Annotated in this window: 19 protein-coding genes, 1 tRNA gene and 1 pseudogene; 4 read left to right on the forward strand and 17 right to left on the reverse strand. The window is 60.2% G+C overall.

The genetic code is table 11. The features are described from left to right. Positions 1-26: 26 nt before the first annotated feature. The 3 genes from ychF to HMCN_RS0101010 all read right to left on the reverse strand — a co-directional run bounded on the left by ychF (position 27) and on the right by HMCN_RS0101010 (position 2,013). Positions 27-1,118 (reverse strand): redox-regulated ATPase YchF, encoded by a 1,092-nt coding sequence (ychF, locus tag HMCN_RS0101000; RefSeq protein WP_025915617.1) that lies wholly within the window; start codon positions 1,116-1,118, stop codon positions 27-29. A 65-nt stretch (positions 1,119-1,183) separates the two neighbouring features. Continuing rightward, entirely contained in the window at positions 1,184-1,426 is a 243-nt protein-coding gene (locus HMCN_RS0101005; RefSeq protein WP_025915618.1) for a response regulator, read from the reverse strand. Further along, positions 1,423-2,013 (reverse strand): hypothetical protein, encoded by a 591-nt coding sequence (locus tag HMCN_RS0101010; RefSeq protein ID WP_025915619.1) that lies wholly within the window; start codon positions 2,011-2,013, stop codon positions 1,423-1,425. The genes HMCN_RS0101005 and HMCN_RS0101010 overlap by 4 nt, the downstream gene beginning before the upstream one ends. 61 nt (positions 2,014-2,074) lie before the next feature. On the opposite strand from HMCN_RS0101010, the gene mgtA reads away from it, so the two are divergent. Beyond that, positions 2,075-4,786 carry a magnesium-translocating P-type ATPase gene (gene mgtA, locus HMCN_RS0101015; protein WP_025915620.1) on the forward strand — a complete coding sequence of 904 codons (2,712 nt, stop codon included), beginning with the start codon at positions 2,075-2,077 and terminating at the stop codon, positions 4,784-4,786. Between the two features lie 54 nt (positions 4,787-4,840). Here mgtA and pth read toward each other — a convergent pair whose 3' ends face one another. From pth to HMCN_RS0101050, 7 genes are all read right to left on the reverse strand, one after another. Then, positions 4,841-5,428, reverse strand: a complete 588-nt coding sequence (pth, locus tag HMCN_RS0101020) for an aminoacyl-tRNA hydrolase (RefSeq protein ID WP_025915621.1) — start codon at positions 5,426-5,428, stop codon at positions 4,841-4,843. A gap of 214 nt (positions 5,429-5,642) precedes the next feature. Next, complete coding sequence (locus HMCN_RS0101025; RefSeq protein WP_025915622.1) at positions 5,643-6,236, reverse strand: 50S ribosomal protein L25/general stress protein Ctc; 594 nt, start codon at positions 6,234-6,236, stop codon at positions 5,643-5,645. 158 nt (positions 6,237-6,394) lie between these two features. After that, positions 6,395-7,345 (reverse strand): ribose-phosphate pyrophosphokinase, encoded by a 951-nt coding sequence (locus HMCN_RS0101030; protein ID WP_025915623.1) that lies wholly within the window; start codon positions 7,343-7,345, stop codon positions 6,395-6,397. A gap of 112 nt (positions 7,346-7,457) precedes the next feature. Beyond that, positions 7,458-7,534, reverse strand: a tRNA-Gln gene (locus tag HMCN_RS0101035). Positions 7,535-7,626: 92 nt separating this feature from the next. Beyond that, positions 7,627-8,499 carry a 4-(cytidine 5'-diphospho)-2-C-methyl-D-erythritol kinase gene (gene ispE, locus HMCN_RS0101040; RefSeq protein ID WP_025915624.1) on the reverse strand — a complete coding sequence of 291 codons (873 nt, stop codon included), beginning with the start codon at positions 8,497-8,499 and terminating at the stop codon, positions 7,627-7,629. Next, a complete protein-coding gene (locus HMCN_RS0101045) occupies positions 8,496-9,131 on the reverse strand; it encodes an outer membrane lipoprotein LolB (RefSeq protein WP_025915625.1) in 636 nt (211 codons plus the stop codon). Before HMCN_RS0101045 ends, ispE begins: the two co-directional genes overlap by 4 nt. A gap of 107 nt (positions 9,132-9,238) precedes the next feature. Further along, on the reverse strand, positions 9,239-11,065 hold the full coding sequence (locus tag HMCN_RS0101050; protein WP_025915626.1) for a tetratricopeptide repeat protein: 1,827 nt from the start codon (positions 11,063-11,065) through the stop codon (positions 9,239-9,241). Positions 11,066-11,186: 121 nt separating this feature from the next. Here HMCN_RS0101050 and mutM point away from each other — a divergent pair, with 121 nt between their 5' ends. Genes mutM through mutY form a run of 3 tightly spaced genes read left to right on the forward strand, consistent with a single transcriptional unit; the run spans position 11,187 to position 15,150 of the window. Next, complete coding sequence (gene mutM / locus HMCN_RS0101055; RefSeq protein WP_025915627.1) at positions 11,187-12,008, forward strand: bifunctional DNA-formamidopyrimidine glycosylase/DNA-(apurinic or apyrimidinic site) lyase; 822 nt, start codon at positions 11,187-11,189, stop codon at positions 12,006-12,008. Positions 12,009-12,056: 48 nt separating this feature from the next. Further along, the gene (locus HMCN_RS0101060) at positions 12,057-13,994 is read left to right on the forward strand and encodes a dynamin family protein (protein ID WP_025915628.1); all 1,938 of its coding nucleotides are present in this window, start codon (positions 12,057-12,059) and stop codon (positions 13,992-13,994) included. A 13-nt stretch (positions 13,995-14,007) separates the two neighbouring features. Further along, the gene (gene mutY, locus HMCN_RS0101065; protein ID WP_025915629.1) at positions 14,008-15,150 is read left to right on the forward strand and encodes an A/G-specific adenine glycosylase; all 1,143 of its coding nucleotides are present in this window, start codon (positions 14,008-14,010) and stop codon (positions 15,148-15,150) included. A 236-nt stretch (positions 15,151-15,386) separates the two neighbouring features. Here the strand turns inward: mutY and HMCN_RS17035 are convergent. The 7 genes and pseudogenes from HMCN_RS17035 to HMCN_RS0101100 all read right to left on the reverse strand — a co-directional run bounded on the left by HMCN_RS17035 (position 15,387) and on the right by HMCN_RS0101100 (position 21,616). Next, positions 15,387-16,188, reverse strand: a pseudogene (locus tag HMCN_RS17035) (MetQ/NlpA family ABC transporter substrate-binding protein). 36 nt (positions 16,189-16,224) lie between these two features. Continuing rightward, positions 16,225-16,878 (reverse strand): methionine ABC transporter permease, encoded by a 654-nt coding sequence (locus HMCN_RS0101075; protein ID WP_025915630.1) that lies wholly within the window; start codon positions 16,876-16,878, stop codon positions 16,225-16,227. Further along, positions 16,868-17,917 (reverse strand): methionine ABC transporter ATP-binding protein, encoded by a 1,050-nt coding sequence (locus HMCN_RS0101080; protein WP_025915631.1) that lies wholly within the window; start codon positions 17,915-17,917, stop codon positions 16,868-16,870. The genes HMCN_RS0101075 and HMCN_RS0101080 overlap by 11 nt, the downstream gene beginning before the upstream one ends. A 252-nt stretch (positions 17,918-18,169) precedes the next feature. After that, complete coding sequence (gene groL, locus HMCN_RS0101085; protein ID WP_025915632.1) at positions 18,170-19,825, reverse strand: chaperonin GroEL; 1,656 nt, start codon at positions 19,823-19,825, stop codon at positions 18,170-18,172. Between the two features lie 107 nt (positions 19,826-19,932). After that, on the reverse strand, positions 19,933-20,223 hold the full coding sequence (gene groES, locus HMCN_RS0101090; protein WP_025915633.1) for a co-chaperone GroES: 291 nt from the start codon (positions 20,221-20,223) through the stop codon (positions 19,933-19,935). A 236-nt stretch (positions 20,224-20,459) separates the two neighbouring features. Then, positions 20,460-21,044 (reverse strand): chromate transporter, encoded by a 585-nt coding sequence (locus tag HMCN_RS0101095; protein WP_025915634.1) that lies wholly within the window; start codon positions 21,042-21,044, stop codon positions 20,460-20,462. Further along, positions 21,041-21,616, reverse strand: coding sequence for a chromate transporter (locus tag HMCN_RS0101100; protein WP_025915635.1), 576 nt, complete (start codon positions 21,614-21,616; stop codon positions 21,041-21,043). Before HMCN_RS0101100 ends, HMCN_RS0101095 begins: the two co-directional genes overlap by 4 nt. Between the last annotated feature and the right edge of the window lie 222 nt (positions 21,617-21,838).

Raw genomic sequence — 21,838 nt, forward strand, 5'->3', positions numbered from 1 at the left:
GAACACCAGAAAACAGCTACTGCTACTTAGACGTTAAACAGGAAATTCAGCACATCGCCATCCTTGACCACGTATTCCTTGCCCTCGGCGCGCATCTTGCCGGCTTCCTTGGCGCCGGCCTCGCCCTTGTAGCCGATGAAGTCGTCAAACGCGATGGTCTGGGCGCGGATGAAGCCGCGCTCGAAGTCGGTGTGGATCACGCCGGCTGCCTGCGGCGCAGTGTCGCCGACGTGGATGGTCCAGGCGCGCACTTCCTTGACGCCGGCGGTGAAGTAGGTCTGCAGGCCGAGCAGCTTGTAGGCGGCGCGGATCAGGCGATCCAGGCCCGGCTCTTCCATCCCCATGTCGGCCAGGAATTCGGCCTTGTCGGCTTCGTCCAGGTCGGCGATCTCGGATTCGATCGAGGCGCAGATGGCGACGATCGGCGCGTTCTGCGATGCTGCATAGGCAGTCAGCTGGTCCAGCAGCGGGTTGTCGGTGAAGCCGGTGTCGGACACGTTGGCGACATACATCGCCGGCTTGGCGGTAATCAGGCACAGCGGCTTGATCAGCAGCATTTCCTCCGCGTCCAGCCCCATGGCGCGCACCGGTTCGGCTTCGTTCAGGTGCGGCATGATGCGTTCCAGCAGTTCGACCAGTTTGGCGGCATCCTTGTCGCCGGAGCGGGCTTTCTTGTTTTCGCGATGGATGGCTTTCTCGACCGTGCCCATGTCGGCCAGCGCCAGCTCGGTCTGGATCACTGCGATGTCGTCCAGCGGGCTGATCTTGCCGGCGACGTGGATCACATTGTCGTCCTCGAAGCAGCGCACCACGTTGACGATCGCGTCGGTCTCGCGGATGTGCGCGAGGAACTGGTTGCCCAGCCCTTCGCCCTTGGATGCGCCCGCCACCAGGCCGGCGATGTCGACGAACTCGACGATCGCGTTTTGCACCCGTTCCGGCTTGACGATCGCCGACAGCGCGGCCAGGCGCGGATCAGGCACTTCGACGACGCCGACGTTCGGTTCGATGGTGCAAAACGGATAGTTCTCGGCCGGAATGCCGGCTTTGGTAAGCGCGTTGAAGAGGGTGGATTTGCCGACGTTAGGCAGACCGACGATGCCGCATTGGAGACTCATGGTGTGTGCTTTGCAATGGATTTGAATTAACCGGCTATTTTACCGGATGCGGGTGGCCAACTGATTTATCGGGTGATTACTGCTGAAGCTTCAAGCAGATTTGGCGAACCGGACCCGCACCGCCAGGCCCGCGCCGCCCTCCCGGTTCGGCAAACCGGCGGCCAGTTCGATGCCGGCATGGCGGCGCAGCAGCGGGCATCCGCCGCGCGCCCGTCCTGCGCCCTGTCGACGCTGAAGCCGGCATTGGTCAGACCTTGCCTGGCCGCCTCGCCGATCATGGAACCGTCTTCCGCCAGTGAAATTTTCATGGCTTGCGCTGTGCCCAGGGGGCAGAAATCCGGTGTTCCTGCAATACTCTAATATAGTATTTTTGTTGCCGCAGCAAATGCAAGCGGAAAAATGTGAATTTTGTGCGTTTTGCATGGAGTATATGTTTCGCGTCATTTGGCAAGACTTCAGGCAAGCGTTCCTGCCGGATGATGTGCAGTGCTGTCATTCTTGCCTGCTTTACCCGATTTGCCGCATCGATAGCGCCGCGGCCCTGCGCGCCGCCAGCGTCGCCCTGACTGGCCGGCTGCCCATGCATGAAAATTTTCGATCGGAATGGACAATCGATATGAATAGGCGTATCTTTCGCCAATCTTTTTTTCGTGGAGTCCCTACGTGGACAGTGGTTCTTGTAGTCGATCAGTGATCGATTCTTCACGGTAAGGTCAACGCCCGCATTTTCAGCCGCTGCCCTTGCCGTTTTGGCGGGGAGCGGCATTTGCCGGATCATTCGGTTCGACATTTTCCCTCTTTCCTCATTTTTTGCGATGCATGTCGCATCCAGCGATCGCTTGTCATATTCCGCGTGTAGCGTGATGTGGCGATCTATCGTATTGGCCGGCGGCATGCGCCGCAACTGATTCTAATTTGAACTGGCGCGCTGCTGCGCGCCTTGCAGGGGGAAGTGCATGGGTTTCGATTTTTTCAAGCTGCGCCTGTTGGCATTCATCCAAAAAGGGCTGTCGGCCCGGCGCTACCAAAAAACCGCGCTGCTCGACCTGCTGCGCGGCACCGCTGTCGGCAAGAAAATGCCGGAGCAGCTGGCCGAGCAGATGGTGGCGCTGTCGCGCATGGCACCGGCGGCGGTACTGGGCCGGCTGGAGGCCGGCGAAGACGGCTTGAGCGAGGAGCAGGTCGAGGTCAGGCGCGAACAACTCGGCCTGAACGAAGTCGAGCACGAAAAGCCGATGCCGTGGTGGGTCCATCTGTGGCTGTGCTACCGCAACCCGTTTAACATCCTGCTGACCCTGCTGGCGCTGATTTCCTATCTGACCGAAGACATGAAGGCGGCGGTGGTGATCGGCACCATGGTGGTGGTGTCGACGATTCTGCGCTTCGTGCAGGAAAAGCGCTCGAACAGCGCGGCCGACAAGCTCAAGGAAATGGTCAGCAATACCGCCACCGTAGTGCGCCGCGTTGCAGACTCCTCCGGCAAGGTGGAAGTGCCGATCAAGCAGCTGGTGCCGGGCGACTTGGTGGTGCTGTCGGCAGGCGACATGATCCCGGCCGATCTGCGTCTGCTCGGCGCCAAGGATCTGTTCATCAGCCAGGCCGCGCTGACCGGCGAATCGCTGCCGGTGGAGAAGTATCCGGAGCAGCGCGGTGCCTTGTCCAGCAATCCGCTGGAGCTCGACAACCTGTGCTTCATGGGCACCAATGTGGTCAGCGGCGCCGCCACCGCGGTCGTGATCGGCACCGGCAACCGCACCTACTTCGGCGCGCTGGCCGAACGCGTGACGGCCGCCGACCGCACTCCGACCCAGTTCCAGAGCGGCGTCAACAAGGTCAGCTGGGTGCTGATCCGCTTCATGTTCGTGATGGCGCCGCTGGTGCTGTTCATCAACGGCTTCACCAAGGGCGACTGGGTGGAGGCGGCGCTGTTCGCGCTCTCGATCGCGGTCGGCCTGACGCCCGAGATGCTGCCGATGATCGTGACTTCGACCCTGGCCAAGGGCGCGGTCATCCTCAGCCGCAAGAAAGTGGTGGTCAAGCGGCTCGATGCGATCCAGAACTTCGGCGCGATGGACATCCTGTGTACCGATAAGACCGGCACCCTGACCCAGGACAAGATCGTGCTGGCGCGCCATACCGACGTGTTCGGCGCGACCAGCCAGGAAGTGCTGGCGATGGCGTACCTGAACAGCTATTACCAGACCGGCCTGAAAAACCTGCTGGACGTGGCGGTGCTGGAGCATGGCGAACTGAACATCGAACTCGGCATCGCCAGCAACTACCGCAAGGTCGACGAAATTCCATTCGACTTCAATCGCCGCCGCATGTCGGTGGTGGTCAGCGAGCGCGAGGATCACCACGAACTGATCTGCAAGGGCGCACTGGAAGAAGTGCTGGCGGTCTGCACCCGGGTGCGTAACGGCAACCGGATCGAGGCGCTGACGCCGCAGCTGCTGGCGCGCATTCGCGCCGTTACCGCCGAGCTGAATCAGGAGGGCTTGCGGGTGGTTGCGGTGGCCGGCAAGGAGCTGCCGCCGGCACGCGATGTGTATGGCGTGGCGGACGAGGGCGAGCTGACCCTGATCGGCTACATCGCCTTCCTCGATCCGCCGAAGGAAAGCACCGCGCCGGCGCTGAAAGCGCTGAAGGCCAACGGAGTCGAGGTCAAGGTGCTGACCGGCGACAACGATCTGGTCACGCTGCGGGTCTGCAAGGAAGTCGGCCTGGCGGTCAAGGGCGTACTGCTGGGCGCCGCCATCGAGGGCATGAGCGACGCCGAACTGTCGGCCGCCAGCGAAACCACCACCGTGTTCGCCAAGCTGACGCCGTCGCACAAGGAGCGCATCGTGCGGGTGTTGCGCGGCAACGGCCACGTGGTCGGCTTCATGGGCGACGGCATTAACGACGCGCCGGCGCTGCGCGCCGCCGACATCGGCATCTCGGTCGATTCGGCGGTCGATATCGCCAAGGAGGCGGCCGACATCATCCTGCTGGAAAAGAGCCTGATGGTGCTGGAGGAGGGCGTGATCGAAGGCCGCAAGACCTTCGCCAACATGCTCAAGTACATCAAGATGACGGCCAGCTCGAACTTCGGCAACGTGTTCTCGGTGCTGGTGGCGTCGGCCTTCATCCCGTTCCTGCCGATGCTGCCGCTGCATCTGCTGGTACAGAACCTGCTGTACGACATCTCGCAGATCACGATCCCATTCGACAACGTCGACGCGGAAGCGCTGAGCACGCCGCAGAAGTGGAATCCGGACGAACTGAGCCGCTTCATGGTGTTCTTCGGTCCGATCAGCTCGGTATTCGACATTGGCACCTTTGCCCTGATGTGGTTCGTGTTCGGCGCCAATACGCCGGAGCACCAGACCCTGTTCCAGTCCGGCTGGTTCATCGAAGGCCTGCTGTCGCAGACGCTGATCGTGCACATGATCCGCACCCGCAAGATCCCGTTCCTCCAGAGCCGCGCCGCCTGGCCGCTCTTGGCGATGACGCTGCTGATCGGATCGATCGGGATTTTCCTGCCGATGGGGCCGCTGGCGCATTACTTCAAGCTGCAGGCGCTGCCGCTGAGTTACTTTCCGTGGCTGATCGCGATCCTGCTGTGCTATGTCGGGCTGACGCAGGCGATGAAAGGCATCTATGCACGACGCTACGGCTGGCAATGATTGCCAGCACGGCTAGGCTCGCTGGCAGATCGGTGCTGCGCGCCTTGGAAGGCCTTACTTGATGGTGTGCAGTTGCATGGTGGCCGCTTCGAATTTGCCTTCGCACAGCTGCGGGATGATGTCGATGCTGCGGGCGATGGCTTCGTCGATCAGCATCTGCTCGTCCTTGCGCGGCCGGTGCAGCACGAAATCGACCACCGCCTGCTGCAGGTTCAGCGCGCGCGGATGGCCGATGCCGATCCGCACGCGCCAGTAATCCTGGGTGCCGAGCGCGGCCGTGATGTCTTTCAGGCCGTTGTGGCCGCCGGACGAGCCGCCCTTCTTGAGCTTGGCCGCGCCCGGCGCAAGGTCGAGCTCGTCATGCACCACCAGCACCTCGTCCGGCAGGATCTTGTAGAAGCGCGCCAGGGTGCCGACCGACTGGCCGGAACGGTTCATGAAGGTCTGCGGTTCCAGCAGCCAGACTTCCTGGCCGCCGATGCTGGTTTTTGCCACCAGTGCGTTGAAGCGGGATTCGCGCTGCAGCTTGCAGCGCGCCACTCCGTTGGCCAGGTTGTCGACCAGCCAGAAGCCGGCGTTGTGGCGCGTTTGTTCGTATTCCGGCCCAGGGTTGCCGAGGCCGACGATGAGGCGGATGGACATGATGTGGTATCAAAGAAAAACAGCGATTATAACGACAGCAGCTTGTTCGGGGCGGGTGCGCCGGATAGTGCGACTAGTATTTTAAAAGTTGCTTAATTTCATTGTGGAAGGTAATGTATTTTTTGCCATCCCCCTTCATTCTGGCAATAAAAAACCCGACCACTGAAAGGCGGGTTTTTTGTCTCCGGCGCAAGCTGCCGGAGCGTGCAGCAGCTTAGGCTGCCGGTGTTTCGGCGCTGGCGGCGGCTGCGCCGGCAGGAATGGTGCCGGTAGCGATGGTTGGATTGTCGCCGTGCGCGATGGCAGTTACGCCTTCCGGCAAAGTGACGGACGACAGATGGATCGATTGACCGGCTTCCAGGGTGGCCAGATCGACCGCGATGAATTCAGGCAGTTGGCCTGGCAGGCAGGCAACTTCCAGTTCCGTCATGACGTGGCTGATGATGCCGCCGGACAGTTTGACCACTGGGGAAATGTCGGCATTGATGAAATGCAGCGGAACCTTGACGTGAATCTTCTGGTTCGGGTCGACGCGCTGGAAATCGGCATGCAGCACCAATTGCTTGAACGCGTGGACCTGGAAGTCGCGCAGCAGGACTTTTTCGACTTTGCCGTCGATTTCCAGATCCAGGATCGAGGCGTGAAACGCTTCCTTTTTCAGCGCGTGGTACAGCGCATTGTGGTCCAGCGTGATGCTGACGGCCGGCTCGGTGCCGCCGTAGACGATACCAGGCGTCTGGCCGGAATTACGCAGGCGGCGGCTCGCTCCGGTCCCCTGCAAAGTGCGTTTGAATGCAATAACTTTCATTTTGAAGCTCCAGATTATGCAAGGCAGTGCCTTGCGGTATAAATCCCCCGCGACCAGGGGATTTCAGGTGTGGGCACGGCATTTGCCATGCCCGGATACGGTATTGGCCCGTTTCGAACGGGCCGGATTTGATCTGCGGCCGGTCGCTTGTGCGCTGTCTATTCCATGAATAGCGACATCACCGAATCGCCCTTGGTGATGCGGCGGAAAGTTTCCGCCAGCAGCGCAGCGCTCGAGAGCTGACGGATCTTGCTGCAGGCCTTGGCCGCGTCCGACAGCGGGATGGTGTCGGTAACGACTACTTCATCGATCGACGAGCTTGCGATGCGCTCGATGGCCGGGCCGGACAGCACCGCATGGGTGCAGTAGGCCAGCACTTTCTTGGCGCCGCGTGCCTTCAGCACTTCGGCCGCCTTGGTCAGCGTGCCTGCGGTATCGACCATGTCGTCCATGATCACGCAGTTGCGGCCTTCGACTTCGCCGATGATGTTCATGACTTCGGACACGTTGTGTTTCGGGCGGCGCTTGTCGATGATGGCGAGGTCGCAGTTGAGGCGCTTGGCCAATGCGCGGGCGCGCACCACGCCGCCGATGTCGGGCGACACCACCAGCAGGTCCTCGTAATTCTTCTTCACCAGGTCGCCCAGCAGGATCGGGGAGGCGTAGATGTTATCGACCGGGATGTCGAAGAAGCCCTGGATCTGATCCGCGTGCAAATCCATGATCAGGACCCGGTCGACGCCGGCTTGCTGCAGCATGTTGGCCACCACCTTGGCCGAAATCGCAACCCGCGCCGAGCGCGGGCGGCGATCCTGGCGGGCGTAGCCGAAATACGGGATGGCGGCAGTGATGCGGCCGGCCGATGCGCGCTTCAACGCATCGACCATCAGGATCAGTTCCATCAGGTTGTCGTTGGTCGGCGCGCAGGTCGATTGCAGCACGAAGACATCCTTGCCGCGCACGTTTTCGTTGATCTCGACCATCACTTCGCCGTCGGAAAACTTGTCGACGTTGGCTTTGCCAAGGGAAAGGCCGAGCTGCTTGCATACGTCAACAGCGAGATCCGGCGTGGCGTTGCCGGCAAATACCATCAAGTTTTCGAGTGCCATGGGATGCCTGATTGCAGTCGTTAAAAGGATTAAAAGCCGCCGACGCAGGACTGGATCAGTCTTACGTCGGCGGCTTCTACACTATATGCGTATTTTGCTCTATGTGACCTACTGGCAGGGGAGGAAGGATTCGAACCTTCGAATGCTGGAATCAAAATCCAGTGCCTTAACCGACTTGGCGACTCCCCTACACAACCGTTTGCTTGCCGTCTCACATGTGAATCTGCATGTGCAATCGCATTTGCAATATTCTTCATTGTATTTAACGTCAAACTAATTTTTTACTGCACTGCAAGCAAATCCGTCAGCGGATGTTGCGCGATCGCTTTAGCTTTCCATGCCTTCCAGTGCGGCGGTACCTGCTTCAGTACTTCGCTGGCCTGCTGCTCTTGTTCAACCGGGCAAAATACGCAGGAACCGGAGCCGGTCATTCTAGCATCTCCGAATTTTTTTAGCCACTCTATGGCGTTAAAAACTTCAGGAAACAGCCTGGTTGCTACCGCTTGCAGATCGTTTCTCCCAAAGTTATTTGGCGCTTTGGAAAAGTTCGATATTTTGACCAGATTTGTATCCCTTGTCAAATCTTTTGCGTTAAAGATTTCCGCGGTAGGAATCGACACGCCCGGTTCGATCACCAGATACCAGCAAGCGGGCGTTTCGATCGGGCTCAGTACTTCGCCCACGCCTTCGGCAAAGGCGTTTTGTCCGAACAGGAAAAACGGCACGTCGGCACCGAGTTGCAGGCCCAGCGCCATCAGTTCGACGCGGTTGAAGCCGGTACTCCACAGATGGTTCAGCGCCATCAGGGTGGTGGCGGCGTCCGACGAGCCGCCGCCCAGACCACCGCCCATCGGCAAGCGTTTTTCCAGCGCGATGTTGGCGCCGGGCAGCGGCTTGCCGAGTTTTTTGCTGCCTGCTGCCTGCAGCAGGCGTGCCGCGCGCACGGTCAGGTCGGCGTCTTGCGGCACGCCTGGCAGTGCGCTGCTGCGCTCGATGCGGTCGTCGTCGCGCAACGCAAAATGCAGCGTGTCGCCGAAGTCGAGCAGCTGGAACGCGGTTTGCAGCAAATGGTAGCCGTCCGGACGGCGTCCGGTGACATGCAAAAACAGGTTCAGCTTGGCCGGGGCAGGGCAGTTGTTCAGTGTGCGGATCATGGCAGCGGCTGCCAGTTGTCGATGACGATGCGAATCGCGATCTCGCCGGCCGCGGCGCTGCGACGCGCAAGGTCGATGCGTTTCGGATGGCCGGCTGCGCTGCCGGCCTGCTGCCAGGCCGGGTAGCGGATCTGCCAGCCGTCGGGCGTGCTGATCGGGTCGGCGCTGCCCGCAGCCGCGATGCGACGGCCGTGCGCATCGAGCGCATAGCCTTGCAGCCAGTTGCCCAGGTTGGCCACCGGCAGCGGCCAGCCTAGGGCGTCGGCGGCCAGCGCGTCGGCATCGGCGGCATTGCGCGCAGGCTGGCCGGGCTGGATCAGGGTGGCGCCTTGCGGCGTCAATTCGATGGTGGCGAGGGTTTGGCCGAGCGGCGAGTTCAGCGTGACGAGGGTGCGCGCAGCGGTTTGCGACCATGCAAAACTGCCATGCAGCGCTTCCTCCCGGTCGTTGCGCTGGTAGCGTACCGAGAGCCGGCCGTCGAGTTCGATGGCGGCGTGGTAGCGCCGGGCGGCAGCGCCGGCCACAGTGTTGTCCGGCAGGACGGGCGGACTGGCGCAGCCGCCGAGCAGCAGTGCCGTCAGCAAGCCGGCCAGCGCACGCTGACGCACCGGGCTTCCGGATTTCTTTGGCATGATTGTATTTTTATTAGGGTATGACAATAAATAATGCATTTCAATCATGGTTGAAGAGCGCTGTTGAAAAATACGGTACGCAGTATCTGTTTTTCATGAAAGCAGTGCTAGAGCTGCACCTTGAGCCGGGCCAGCGTGCTTTTCAGCGCTGCGTTGCCCGGCTCCTTGGCAAGCGCAGCGCGCCATAGTTGTTGCGCTTCGTCTTTTTTGCCGCTGGCCCACAGCACTTCGCCCAGGTGGGTGGCGATTTCAACGTCCGGCCGCAGCGCGTACGAGCGCCGCAGCAGAGCCTCTGCTTGCTTGAGCTTGCCGAGCCGAAATTCGACCCAGCCCATGCTGTCCATGATGAAAGGGTCTTCCGGCGCCAGTTCCAGCGCGCGGGCGATCAGCGCGCGGGCTTCCGGCAGGCGCAGATTGCGGTCCGCCAGCGAGTAGCCGAGCGCATTGTAGGCGTGCGGTTTCTGCGGTTCCTGCTTGATGATGCGGCGCAGTGCTGCTTCCATTTGCTCGTGCTGCTGCAGTTTTTCGGCGGCCATCGCGTAGTCGTACAGCAGCTCGGTATTGTCCGGGAAGCGCTTGCGTCCGGCGGCCAGCACCGAGAATGCATTGCGGTCCAGGCCCGCTTCGCGCAGGATCAGCGCTTGCGCCAGGACGATCTGCGCTTGCTGCTGGAGGTTGTCGCCGGCATATCCCTGCAACAATTTTTGCGCCGCCGGCAAGTCGCCCTGTTTGGCAACCAGTTGCGCCCGTTTCAGCAATGCGCTGAAATAGGTCGGACTTTGCAGTTCGCCCGGTGCGATTTTTTCCAGCCAGTGCAGCGCGGCAGGGACGTCTTTGCGGTCTTCGGCGATCTGGGCCAGGATCATCAGCGCCTGGGTCGGGTCGCGTTGTTCGCGCGGTGTTTTTTCCAGTACCGCGACGTAGGCGTCGAGGTATTTTTCGGCGCTGTCCAGGTCGTTGGCCTGCAACCCCAAAATGCCGAGCGCGTACATTGCCCCCAGATCCTGCGGTTGTGCGTTGAGCAGGATTTCAAACTGTCTGCGCGCCGGTTCGAATTGCTTTTGTTCGACCAGGATGCGCGCATACGCCATGCGGACTTCGCGCGCTTGCGGGTGGCTGTCCAGGAATTGCGTGAGCACGGCAACCGTTGCGGCCTGGTCGACGCTCATCTGGGCCAGCGTCAGCGCCGCCAGTTCGGAATCCGGTTCGGCCCTGAGTGCGTTGCCGGCCTCCCGGAAGGCGCGTGCACGGTCGCCCTTGGCAAGCGCGCCCTGCGCCAGCGCCAGCGGCGTCTGCGGCAAGTCGGCATAAGGCAGCAGCAGTTGCTCCAGCATGTCGAAGGCGATTGCCTTGTCCCTGGCGCGCAGCAACAGGCGCTGGATCTGATTAATCAGTTCATTGCGTTCTTGCGGGCTGGCGGTTGCCAGTCGCTGCGCCAGCAATGGTTGCGCCTCGGCCGGATTGTCGGACAGGATCACCAGGCCGAGGTAGTACTGTGCTGCCACTTCCGAGTGCGGCGCCAGTTCGCGCCACAGCCGGACTGCCGCGAGTGCTTCGGCCGGCTGGCTTGCGCTCATCGCAATTTCTGTTGCGCGCCGGGCGATGCGCGGGTCGCGCGTCCCCTGGGCCACGCCCAAGGCGGTGATGTAGGCGGTTTGCCATTGGCCGCGCTGAAAGGCGATTTCGGCCGCTACCAGCTTGAACAGGATTTCATTGGTCAGCGCCGCCGCCGGCAGCGGGTCTTCAATGACCGCCCGGCCCGGTCCGGCACCGGCTTTGCCAATGGCCGGATGGTCAGGCGGCAGGCCGCTGGCGTCCGGTTCGGCAGCAGCTTCAGCTGCGGCTGGTTGCGGCAGCGGCGCGGTTTCAGGCTGCAAAGTCGAGCATGCGGCCAGCATGAGCGACAGGCTTGCAATGGCGAGAGCTTTTTTCAAGTGATAATCCTGGCAAGGGTAGAGCGCGAGCGACGATTTTACGCTCAACCGCTTTCTCGCGGGTTGAGCATTGTCACCGTAATTTGTGTATTGTGCGAACTTATTTGTATCGAGTTCCATCATGCCAGAATTGCCAGAAGTTGAAGTCACCCGCCGCGGCGTCGCTCCGTATCTGGAAGGGCAAATCGTCACAGGCGTGGTAGTGCGCCGGAGCGGCTTGCGCTGGCCATTCCCTGCTGACCTGCCGGCCCTGCTGTGCGGGCGCGCGATCGGCCTGACCGGACGGCGCGGCAAATATCTGCTGATCGGTTTCGAGCATGGGACGCTGATCATCCACCTCGGCATGTCCGGCCACCTGCGTATCCTGCCCTTGGGCAGCGCACCGCAAAAGCACGACCATTTCGATCTGCAGGCCGGCAGCCGGTTGCTGCGCCTGACCGATCCGCGCCGCTTTGGCGCGGTATTGTGGCACCCGGCCCAGGATGGTAGTGTCGAACAGCACTTGTTGTTGCGCGGCCTGGGGGTGGAACCTTTCGGCCCGGACTTTTCAGGCCGGATGCTGTACCTGCAGACCCGCCTGCGGCGCGCGGCGATCAAGCAAGTGTTGCTGGCCGGCGATATCGTGGTGGGTGTCGGCAATATCTACGCTTCCGAGAGCCTGTTTCAGGCCGGCATCAATCCCAAAACCCCGGCCCACCGCATCGGCCCGGCCCGCTTTGAAAAACTGGCGCAAGCGATCCGCGCGATACTGTCCGCCGCGATCACGCAGGGCGGCAGCACTCTGCGCGACTTTGTCGGCGCCGATGGCCAAAGCGGCTATTTCCAGCAGTCGTATTTCGTCTATGATCGCGCCGGTGCTGCCTGCCGGGTCTGCGGCGGGACGATCCGGCAGATCAGGCAGGGGCAGCGCTCGACGTTTTACTGTGTAAATTGTCAAAAATGAGCGCGGATGCTAGATTGAGGGCATTCAAATACATTTATTTGGAGCAACATGAGCAATCTGGTCAGGAAATTCGAAGCGTATAGCGAGTGGCGCTGCTGCGTTGCGGCGGCATTGGTGCGCTACCGCCAATGGACCGGACAGTCGCAATTGTCGGATGCCGCCAGCGAACAGCGCATCGCCCAGTTGTTGGGCAAGCTGGCCGACGACAAGTTGACGATCGCCTTTGTGGCCGAATTCTCGCGCGGCAAGTCGGAACTGATCAATGCGATTTTCTTTGCCGATTACGGCCAGCGCATCCTGCCGTCCGCAGCTGGCCGCACCACCATGTGCCCGACCGAACTGCTGTACGACGAAACTTTTCCGCCGTCGATCCGCCTGTTGCCGATCGAAACCCGGGCCGAGATCCATTCCACCAGCGATTTCAGGGCCCAAAGCCATGTCTGGACCGTGCTGCCGCTGGATATTTCTTCTGCCGACGGCATGCTGGAGGCGTTCAAGCAGGTCAGCCTGACCAAGCGCGTGGCGGTCGAGGAAGCGATCAGCTACGGCCTGTTCGATGCCGACAATCCGGATGACGGCATGACGGTCGATGCCGAGGGGAAGGTCGAGATTTCCCAATGGCGGCACGCGATCGTGAATTTTCCGCATCCGTTGCTGAAACAGGGCTTGATCATCGTCGACACGCCGGGTCTGAATGCAATCGGCACCGAGCCTGAACTGACGCTGAACCTGATCCCGAACGCCCATGCGGTGCTGTTCGTGCTGGCAGCCGATACCGGCGTGACCAAGAGCGACATCGAGGTCTGGCGCAACCATATCGGCTCCGGCCCCGGGCGCATGGTGGTGCTCAACAAGATCGACAGCATGTGGGACGAATTGCGCAGCCCGGTAGAGGTGGAAGCGCAAATCGAGCGGCAGATCGGCAGCGTTGCGCACATGCTGGGATTGCCGGACCGGCAGGTTTTCCCGGTATCGGCGCAAAAAGGGCTGGTCGGCAAGATCAACCGCGATTCGCAATTGCTGGCCAGGAGCCGTTTGCCGGCGCTGGAAGATGCATTGTCGAATGCGCTGATTCCCGCAAAAAAGGACATCATACGGGGCCAGTTGGCAGCCGACATCGAAGCGCTGACTGCGACTCACCTGGCGGTGCTGTTGTCGCGCGGGCGCAATATCACAGAGCAGCTGGTGGAGCTGAACAGCCTGCGCGGCAAGAATCACAAGGTGATCGAGCACATGATGCAGCGCATCGACGTCGAAAAACAGGAATTCGATGAAAGCCTGCTGAAACTGCAGGGTACGCGCGGGGTTTTCACGCGCCTGTCGATGGAAGTGTTTACCAGCCTCGGCATGGAAATCCTGAAGGAAGATATTTTGAATGCGCGCGAAGCGATGCAGCGCAGCAATTTTTCCGTCGGCCTGCGCCAGGCGGTGCGCGTGTTTTTCGACCGGGTCCAACATCATTTGGTATTGTCAGGGCGAAAAACCGACGAAATCACCGAAATGATGACGGTCATGTACCGCAAATTTTCGACCGAACACGGACTGGCGGTGTCGATGCCGATGCCGTTCTCGCTGGAAAAATACAGCAATGAAATCGCACTGATCGAAGCGGTGTATCACAAGCAGTTCGGCACCGCCGCCATTCTGACCACGCCGCAAGTGGTGCTGATGCAGAAATTTTTCGACTCGATCGTCTCGCGCGTCAAGCACTGTTTCTTGCAGGCCAACCGCGATGTCGAAGCCTGGCTGAAAGTCATCATGGCGCCGCTCGAGGCCCAGATCCGCGAGCACAAGAGCCAGCTGAAACGGCGCCTGCAGTCGATGCAGCGCATCCATCTGGCGACCGATAGCCTGGAAGAAAAAATTCAGGCCATCGAGACGCTCCAGGCTGAATTGCAGGCCCATAAGGACACCATGCTGCAATTGCAGCGCGGATTGATGGCGGCCCTGGCTGCCGAAGCCGCACCGCTGCTCGAGGCCGCATAAATTGCACAGTAAGTTGCATAAACATCGACAGCAGCGGATCGACGATTTCATCGATCCGGGTTTTTCCGCCAGCGTCATCGAATGGCAGAAAGAACACGGCCGCCATGTGCTGCCGTGGCAAAACACGCGCGATGCCTACCGCATCTGGCTGTCGGAAATCATGTTGCAGCAGACCCAGGTGGCTGCGGTGATTCCCTATTACGGCCGCTTCCTGGCGCGCTTCCCCGACGTGCTTTCGCTTGCCGCCGCGCCTGCCGAGGCGGTGATGTCGCACTGGAGCGGCCTCGGCTACTATTCGCGCGCGCGCAATTTGCACCGCTGCGCGCAACGGGTGGTGGCCGAATACGGCGGGACTTTTCCGGCCGACCCCGCGCTGCTGGCCGAATTGCCCGGCATCGGCCGCTCCACCGCCGCCGCCATTGCCGCGTTTTCGCAGGGCGTGCGGGCCGCGATCCTGGATGCCAACGTCAAGCGCGTGCTGACGCGCGCGTTCGGGATCGACGGCTATCCGGGCGCCAAGGCGGTGGAAGACGCGCTCTGGCTGCGCGCGCAAGCCTTGCTGCCGCATGACGGCATCGAGGCTTACACCCAGGGCTTGATGGACTTGGGGGCGACGCTATGCACGCGCAGCAAGCCTGCCTGCGGCAGATGTCCATTGGTGGCGCGCTGTGTCGCCCATGCCAGCGACCGGGTTGCATTATTGCCGATGCGCAAACCGAAGCCGGCGGTGCCGCACAAGCAGAGCGCGATGCTGGTCATTACCGACCGCGATCAGGTGCTGCTGCAGCAGCGCCCGGATAACGGAATCTGGGGCGGCTTGCTGTCGTTGCCGGAGGTGGATGGGCAAACCGCACTGAACCCGGCGCACAGTCCGGATCCGGCGCAGTTTGCGCAATCGGTGGCCCGCATCGTCGCGCCGTTCGGCAGCATCGGATCGTGCGAGCAATTGCCGTCGTTTTCCCACGGCTTTACCCACTTCAAGCTGCAGGTCACGCCGTATCGGGTCAGGCTGGAGCGCCGTTTGACGCCGGCCGGGCAGGGCGGCCACGTCTGGCATGCGCAAAGCCAGTTGGCCGATGCCGCGCTGCCGGCACCGGTCAAGAAGCTGCTGCTGGCGCTGTTCGAAGCGACCGGGACGTCGCCGCAAACCGGCTGAGCGGCGATATTCCAGACCTGCAGCCATTGGCTGAATGGAAAATATACTGCCAGCCGTATTTCTGGTAGCGCAATAAATGCGGGAGATAAATGCGGTATTTTTACTTATACTGCTTGTCATTAACCAATCACATGAGTATCGATGCGGCCCGATGAAGTCGGAACTTGATCGGACCGCATCAATACGTCAACTGTCGACTTATCTGGCTGCGGGCCGTGATTGACGGTGAAATGGACTTACCAGGCTACGATGACCGACTTCTTGTATTTTTGCTGCACGAATTGTTTGACTTCCGGGCTGTGGTAAGCCTTGATCAACTTTGCCACCCAGGGTTTGCTCTTGTCTTGTTCGCGCACGGCGATCATGTTGGCGTACGGGCCTGTCGGGCCTTCGATCGCGATCGAGTCGGTGGTTGGGTTCAGCCCGGCCTGTTCGGCATAATTGCCGTTGATGACGGCGGCATCGAAATCCGCCAGTGAGCGCGGCAATTGCGCTGCATCGAGTTCGACGATCTTGATTTTTTTTCGGATTGCTGACGATGTCGAGCGGGGTCGCCTGCAGGCCGGCATCGGCTTTCAGCTTGAACAAGCCTTTAGATTGCAGTAGCAGCAGCGCGCGGCCGCCGTTGGTGGGGTCGTTCGGAACGCCGACCCGGGCGCCCGTTTTCAGGTTGCCCAGCGATTTCACGCTTTTCGAGTACACGCCCATCGGCTCGGTGATGGTGTAGCCGGCATTGGCGAACTTGTAGCCGCGGTCCTTGACTTGCGCTTCCATGTACGGCAGATGCTGGAAGCTGTTTGCGTCCAGGTCGCCGGCGGCCAGTGCCGCGTTCGGTTGAATGTAATCGCTGAATTCGACCACTTGAATTTTCAGGCCATCCTTGGCGGCGATTTTTTTCACCACTTCCATGATTTCGGCGTGCGGGCCGCCGGTGACGCCGATCCTGATCGGCTTGTCCTGGGCTTGGGCAGGAGCGATAGCGAGGCCGGCAAGCAGGCTCAGGCCGCTGAATAATTGCAGTAGATGACGACGTTGCATGATGATCCTTGTCGATGTTGAGAAAAGCAAAAAATATTAGCGGTGGCTGAGGCGGCGCACCAGCAGGTCGCCCATGGATTGCACGATTTGCACGAATACGATCAGAATCAGCACCACCGCCAGCATCACATCCGGCTGGAAACGCTGATAGCCGTAGCGAATCCCCAAGTCACCCAGGCCGCCGCCGCCGATCGCCCCGGCCATCGCCGAATAGCCGACCAGGCTGACGAAGGTGATGGTCAGGCCGGCCACGATGCCGGCAAACGCTTCCGGCACCAGCACCTTGCAGACGATCTGGGAAGTGGTTGCGCCCATCGCCTGCGCCGCCTCGATCAGGCCGGGGTCGACTTCGCGCAGCGCGGTTTCGACCAGGCGGGCGACGAACGGCGCGGCCGCCAGCGTCAGCGGCACGATCGCCGCTGCGGTGCCGATCGAGGAACCGACGAAAAAGCGCGTCAGCGGAATCACCGCCACCAGCAAGATGATGAACGGCGTCGAGCGTACCGCATTGACCAGCATGCCGGCTACGCGATTGAACAGCGGGTGGGGCAATACGCCGTTGCGGTCGGTCAGGTGCAAGGCGATGCCGAGCGGAATCCCGAGCAGCGCCCCCAAAATCCCGGAGACGGCGACCATCAGCAGGGTTTCGCCAAACGACGAAACGAATAAATCCAGCAGTTCAAATGACATGGTTCAATTCCTCGACGACTACGTCCCGGGAGCGCAGGTAGGCTACGGCGGCGCCGATGTCGCTGGCGGCGCCGCTGGCCAGCACCGCCAGCGAGCCGAAGGCCTGACCCTGGATTTCATCGATCTGGCCGTGCAGGATGGTGAAATCCATGTTGTAGCGGCGAATCGCCTCCGACAGCAGCGGCTGGTCCACGCTGGCGCCGGTGAAGGCAAACCGGAACAAATGGTCCCGGCCGCTGCCGGCCTCGGTTTGCGCCAGTTTGGCGCGCACCCGTTGCAGCACGCCCTCCGGCAATTCCTGCGCAATCACGTCGCCGATCAGGGCCTTGGTGACCTCATGCCTGGGTTCGCGGAACACCGCGATGACTTCGCCCTGTTCGATGATTTCCCCGGCCTCCATTACGGCCATGCGGTCGCAGATGGCCTTGATGACTTCCATCTGATGCGTGATCAGCACGATGGTCAGCCCGAGCTCGCGGTTGATGCGGCGCAGCAATTCAAGGATCGAGCGGGTGGTTTCCGGGTCCAGCGCCGAAGTCGCTTCGTCCGACAGCAAGACTTTCGGGGCGTTCGCCAGCGCGCGGGCGATGCCGACGCGCTGCTTCTGGCCGCCGCTGATGTGGGCCGGATAACGATCCTTCAACTCGGTCAGGCCCACCAGTTCCAGCAGCGGCATGACCTTGGCGTGGATCTCGGTCTTGGGCAGACCCGCCAGTTCCAGCGGCAAGGCGACGTTGTCGTACACGCTGCGCGACGACAGCAAATTGAAGTGCTGGAAAATCATGCCGATGTCATGCCGCGCAGTGCGCAGTTGCCCTGCATCCAGGCCGGTCAGGTCGCGGCCATCGACCAGCACCCGGCCCGAGGTCGGGCGATTCAACAGGTTGATGGTGCGCACCAGCGAGCTCTTGCCGGCGCCGCTGCGGCCGATGATGCCGAAAATCTCGCCCTTGCGAATCGACAGGCTGACGTCGCGCACCGCTTCGACGTCGCCGCCGGCGCCCTTGAACCGCTGGTGTATCGCTTGTAGTTCTATCATTTGAATAAAATTGTGTCTTTCTGCAAATGAAAAAGCGACAGGCCGTTTTGTGAACGACACTCTGTCGCTGTACTCAATATAGTGATTCTACGGGAGGCGATTTATAAGAGAAACGATTTAAATCGCATGTTGATATTACCATTGCGTATGTTTAATCGCCCGCCCATGAAAAAACCCGCACAGCGCAAACTGTGCGGGTTTTTTATTGGCAGCAGCTCAGCTTGCTGGCATATAGTGACCGGAAGCCGGTTCTTACATCATGCCGCCCATGCCACCCATGCCGCCCATACCACCCATGCCGCCCATGTCAGGCATGCCGCCGCCTGCTTTATCATCAACCGACTCAGCAACCATGCAATCGGTAGTCAACATCAGGGATGCGATAGACGCTGCGTTTTGCAGTGCGGAACGGGTTACTTTCGCTGGATCCAGCACGCCCATTTCGACCATGTCGCCGTAAGTGCCGTTGGCGGCGTTGTAACCGAAGTTGCCAGTGCCGGCCAGTACTTTGGCAACGACAACCGATGCTTCGTCACCGGCGTTTTGCACGATCATGCGCAGCGGCTCTTCCATTGCGCGCAGAACGATCTTGATGCCGGCTTCCTGATCAGGATTGTCGCCTTTGACATGGATGTTGGCGCGTGCGCGCAGCAATGCAACGCCGCCGCCAGGAACGATGCCTTCTTCGACCGCAGCACGGGTTGCGTGCAATGCATCTTCAACGCGGGCTTTTTTCTCTTTCATTTCGACTTCGGTGGCTGCGCCGACCTTGATCACTGCAACGCCGCCTGCCAGCTTGGCAACGCGTTCCTGCAGTTTTTCGCGGTCGTAGTCGGAAGTCGCTTCTTCGATCTGTACGCGCACTTGCTTGACGCGTGCTTCGATCGCATTTGCCTGGCCGGCGCCGTCGATGACGATGGTGTTTTCCTTGCCGATTTCAACGCGCTTGGCTTGGCCGAGTTCTTCCAGCGTGACTTTTTCCAGCGTCATGCCGACTTCTTCCGCAACTACCTGACCGCCGGTCAGGATCGCGATGTCTTCCAGCATGGCCTTGCGGCGGTCGCCGAAGCCTGGCGCCTTGACTGCGCACGTTTTCAGGATGCCGCGGATGTTGTTGACCACCAGAGTTGCCAGTGCTTCGCCTTCGATGTCTTCGGCGATGATCAGCAGCGGACGGCCAGCCTTGGCGACTTGTTCCAGTACCGGCAGCAGGTCGCGGATGTTGGAGATTTTCTTGTCGCACAGCAGGATGAACGGGTTTTCCAGCAGCACAACCTGTTTGTCCGGATTGTTGATGAAGTACGGCGACAGATAACCGCGGTCGAACTGCATGCCTTCAACGATGTCGAGCTCGTCGTTCAGGGACTTGCCGTCTTCGACAGTGATCACGCCTTCCTTGCCGACTTTGTCCATCGCTTCGGCGATACGGTCGCCGATGGATGTATCGCTGTTGGCCGAGATCGAGCCGACTTGCGCGATTTCCTTGGTGGTGGTGCATGGCTTGGCGATTTTTGCCAGTTCGATGACAGTTGCAGCAACTGCCTTGTCGATGCCGCGCTTCAGGTCCATCGGGTTCATGCCGGCAGCAACGTATTTCATGCCTTCGCGCACGATAGCCTGGGTCAGCACGGTTGCGGTCGTGGTGCCGTCGCCGGCGTTGTCGCTGGTGCGGGAAGCAACTTCCTTGACCATTTGCGCGCCCATGTTCATGAGCTTGTCTTTGAGTTCGATTTCCTTGGCTACCGATACACCGTCCTTGGTGATGGTCGGCGCGCCGTAGGAGCGCTCGATAACGACATTGCGGCCTTTAGGGCCCAGAGTGACTTTAACTGCGTTGGCCAGAATGTTGACGCCTTCAACCATTTTGGAACGTGCTGAATCGCCAAATACTACGTCTTTAGCTGCCATGTGAATCTCCTGAATTGATTTTCGGGGCGTGCAATGCTTGAAAAAGTCTTGCCCGCCTGGGAATGTGATATGACTAAATTATTGATGCCTGACGGCAGGTGCGTTGATTACTTCTCAACTACAGCCATGATGTCTTCTTCGCGCATGACCAGCAGTTCATTGCCGTCAACCTTGACCGTTTGGCCCGAGTATTTGCCGAACAAGACGCGGTCGCCGACTTTCACAGCCAAAGCGCGGACCGAGCCGTTTTCCAGAATCTTGCCGTTACCTACTGCCAGGATTTCACCCTGATCCGGTTTTTCGGCTGCTGTTTCAGGCAGAACGATGCCGGATGCGGTTTTTGTTTCCTGATCCAGACGCTTTACGATAACGCGGTCATGCAAAGGACGAAGATTCATAAAAACTCCTTAATTATCAATAGTTTATTGTATTTTTGCGACATCTCTGCCGCAACGCATTCTTACTGCGCAGCCTTGTGTCGGAACCAGGCTTTGCCGCAAAATCTCTAAGGCCAGGAGAAACTGTTAGCACTCTCCCCTAACGAGTGCTAATTATATGGGGGCTTTTTGGCTTTTTCAAGGCATCAAAAATATGCAAAAGCGAATAATCCTGTATTCCCCTGTCGGACCGGCTGCTACAGCAGTTGAAACCATCCGAGCACGGCGCCGAGCGCCAGCAGCCAGAGCAAATGTACTCTAGTGCGCCAGATGATCAGTCCGCTAAATACGCTGAGCAGCCATAGCGGCCAATCTGTTGGCGCATTGTGATTGGCGCTGGCCAGAATCCAGCCGGTCGATATGAGCAGCGCGATCACGATCGGAGCCATCCCCTGTTTAAAGGCGCGCACCGCAAGCAATTCGCGATTCCGGTGTCCCCATTGCGCCGTCAGATAAGTGATGGTGGTGCTTGGCAGCATAATGCCGACCATCGTCACCAGAACTCCCGTCAGGGCGGCCGGGATGCTGCCGGCGTTGATGCCGACATTCCATCCCATCAATGCAACAAACAATACATTCGGCCCCGGCGCTGCCTGGGCGATCGCAATCGAGGCATTGAACTGCGACGGCGTGAGCCAGTGATGCTGTTCAACCAGGTAACGATGCATTTCGGACGTGGTCGAGATGGCGCCCCCAATCGACATCAGCGACAGCAAAAGGTAGTGCGAAAAGAGGTCGATCCAGTCGCGGTAATCGAGCGCGATATGCAGAGGAGGGTTCATGATTTCAGCCGACTATAGGCCATGACGCAGGCCGCGCCGCCCAGCCCCGGCAGCACGTAAACGAGCGGCCAGTGCAAGAGTGCGATGCAGATGAAGCCGAGTATGCAAAAGGTAATGCACCAGCGCATCGGCAACGGGTTTGCCGCGAGGGTGCCGGACAGCTTGAAGCCGGTTGCCATAATCAAACCCGCAGACACTGCAGCCATCCCGCGCAAGGCGCCGACCACGCCTGGATGGTTTGCATAGTGGTCATGGAGCAGCGCCAGCAGCAGCACCAGAATCAGGGGCACGGCCAGCATGCCGGCCAGCGCAGCCATCGCGCCCGGCAGGCCGAAGTGGCGTCCGCCGATCATGAGCGCCAGGTTGACGACGTTGGGGCCGGGCATGATTTGCGCAACAGCCCAATCCTCGACAAACTCTTCCTGCGTCATCCACTGTTTTTTTTCGACCAGTTCACGCTGAACGACCGTCAGGACGCCGCCAAATCCCTGCAGCGCAAGCAGGGTGAATGAGACAAATAGATCAGTCAATGAATTGGGGCGGGGCCGCCCGGGCGTGGAAGAATGATTCATCCCGCCATTATCGCAGCCATCGCGCCGAAGAGTTGCTTCGCCGAGAATGCGCCCTTGGCCGCGAAAAGCGCGCGCCGGTCTCGTCATCTTAATTGCATTTGCCGCATAGATTCATTGCGCTCGGCACCCGAAAATCTATTTTGTTAAGAATTGTTTCCACGGCTTTCATTCCTGCCATGCGCGGCTAATAATAGTATTTGGATATCATGGGTTCTCCGCTAT

It is taken from the genome of Herminiimonas sp. CN, from assembly GCF_000622895.1.
Lineage (GTDB): Bacteria > Pseudomonadota > Gammaproteobacteria > Burkholderiales > Burkholderiaceae_D > AVCC01.

Bases quoted from the DNA above. Each gene is read 5' to 3' on its own strand.
- HMCN_RS0101095 (WP_025915634.1), bottom strand. From the start codon at position 21,044: ATGAACCCTCCTCTGCATATCGCGCTCGATTACCGCGACTGGATCGAC.
- mutM (WP_025915627.1), top strand. From the start codon at position 11,187: ATGCCAGAATTGCCAGAAGTTGAAGTCACCCGCCGCGGCGTCGCTCCG.
- HMCN_RS0101005 (WP_025915618.1), bottom strand. From the start codon at position 1,426: ATGAAAATTTCACTGGCGGAAGACGGTTCCATGATCGGCGAGGCGGCC.
- HMCN_RS0101025 (WP_025915622.1), bottom strand. From the start codon at position 6,236: ATGAAAGTTATTGCATTCAAACGCACTTTGCAGGGGACCGGAGCGAGC.
- pth (WP_025915621.1), bottom strand. From the start codon at position 5,428: ATGTCCATCCGCCTCATCGTCGGCCTCGGCAACCCTGGGCCGGAATAC.
- HMCN_RS0101010 (WP_025915619.1), bottom strand. From the start codon at position 2,013: ATGCCGCCGGCCAATACGATAGATCGCCACATCACGCTACACGCGGAA.
- HMCN_RS0101030 (WP_025915623.1), bottom strand. From the start codon at position 7,345: ATGGCACTCGAAAACTTGATGGTATTTGCCGGCAACGCCACGCCGGAT.
- groL (WP_025915632.1), bottom strand. From the start codon at position 19,825: ATGGCAGCTAAAGACGTAGTATTTGGCGATTCAGCACGTTCCAAAATG.
- HMCN_RS0101100 (WP_025915635.1), bottom strand. From the start codon at position 21,616: ATGAATCATTCTTCCACGCCCGGGCGGCCCCGCCCCAATTCATTGACT.
- HMCN_RS0101045 (WP_025915625.1), bottom strand. From the start codon at position 9,131: ATGCCAAAGAAATCCGGAAGCCCGGTGCGTCAGCGTGCGCTGGCCGGC.
- HMCN_RS0101060 (WP_025915628.1), top strand. From the start codon at position 12,057: ATGAGCAATCTGGTCAGGAAATTCGAAGCGTATAGCGAGTGGCGCTGC.
- mgtA (WP_025915620.1), top strand. From the start codon at position 2,075: ATGGGTTTCGATTTTTTCAAGCTGCGCCTGTTGGCATTCATCCAAAAA.
- ispE (WP_025915624.1), bottom strand. From the start codon at position 8,499: ATGATCCGCACACTGAACAACTGCCCTGCCCCGGCCAAGCTGAACCTG.
- ychF (WP_025915617.1), bottom strand. From the start codon at position 1,118: ATGAGTCTCCAATGCGGCATCGTCGGTCTGCCTAACGTCGGCAAATCC.
- HMCN_RS0101075 (WP_025915630.1), bottom strand. From the start codon at position 16,878: ATGTCATTTGAACTGCTGGATTTATTCGTTTCGTCGTTTGGCGAAACC.
- HMCN_RS0101080 (WP_025915631.1), bottom strand. From the start codon at position 17,917: ATGATAGAACTACAAGCGATACACCAGCGGTTCAAGGGCGCCGGCGGC.
- groES (WP_025915633.1), bottom strand. From the start codon at position 20,223: ATGAATCTTCGTCCTTTGCATGACCGCGTTATCGTAAAGCGTCTGGAT.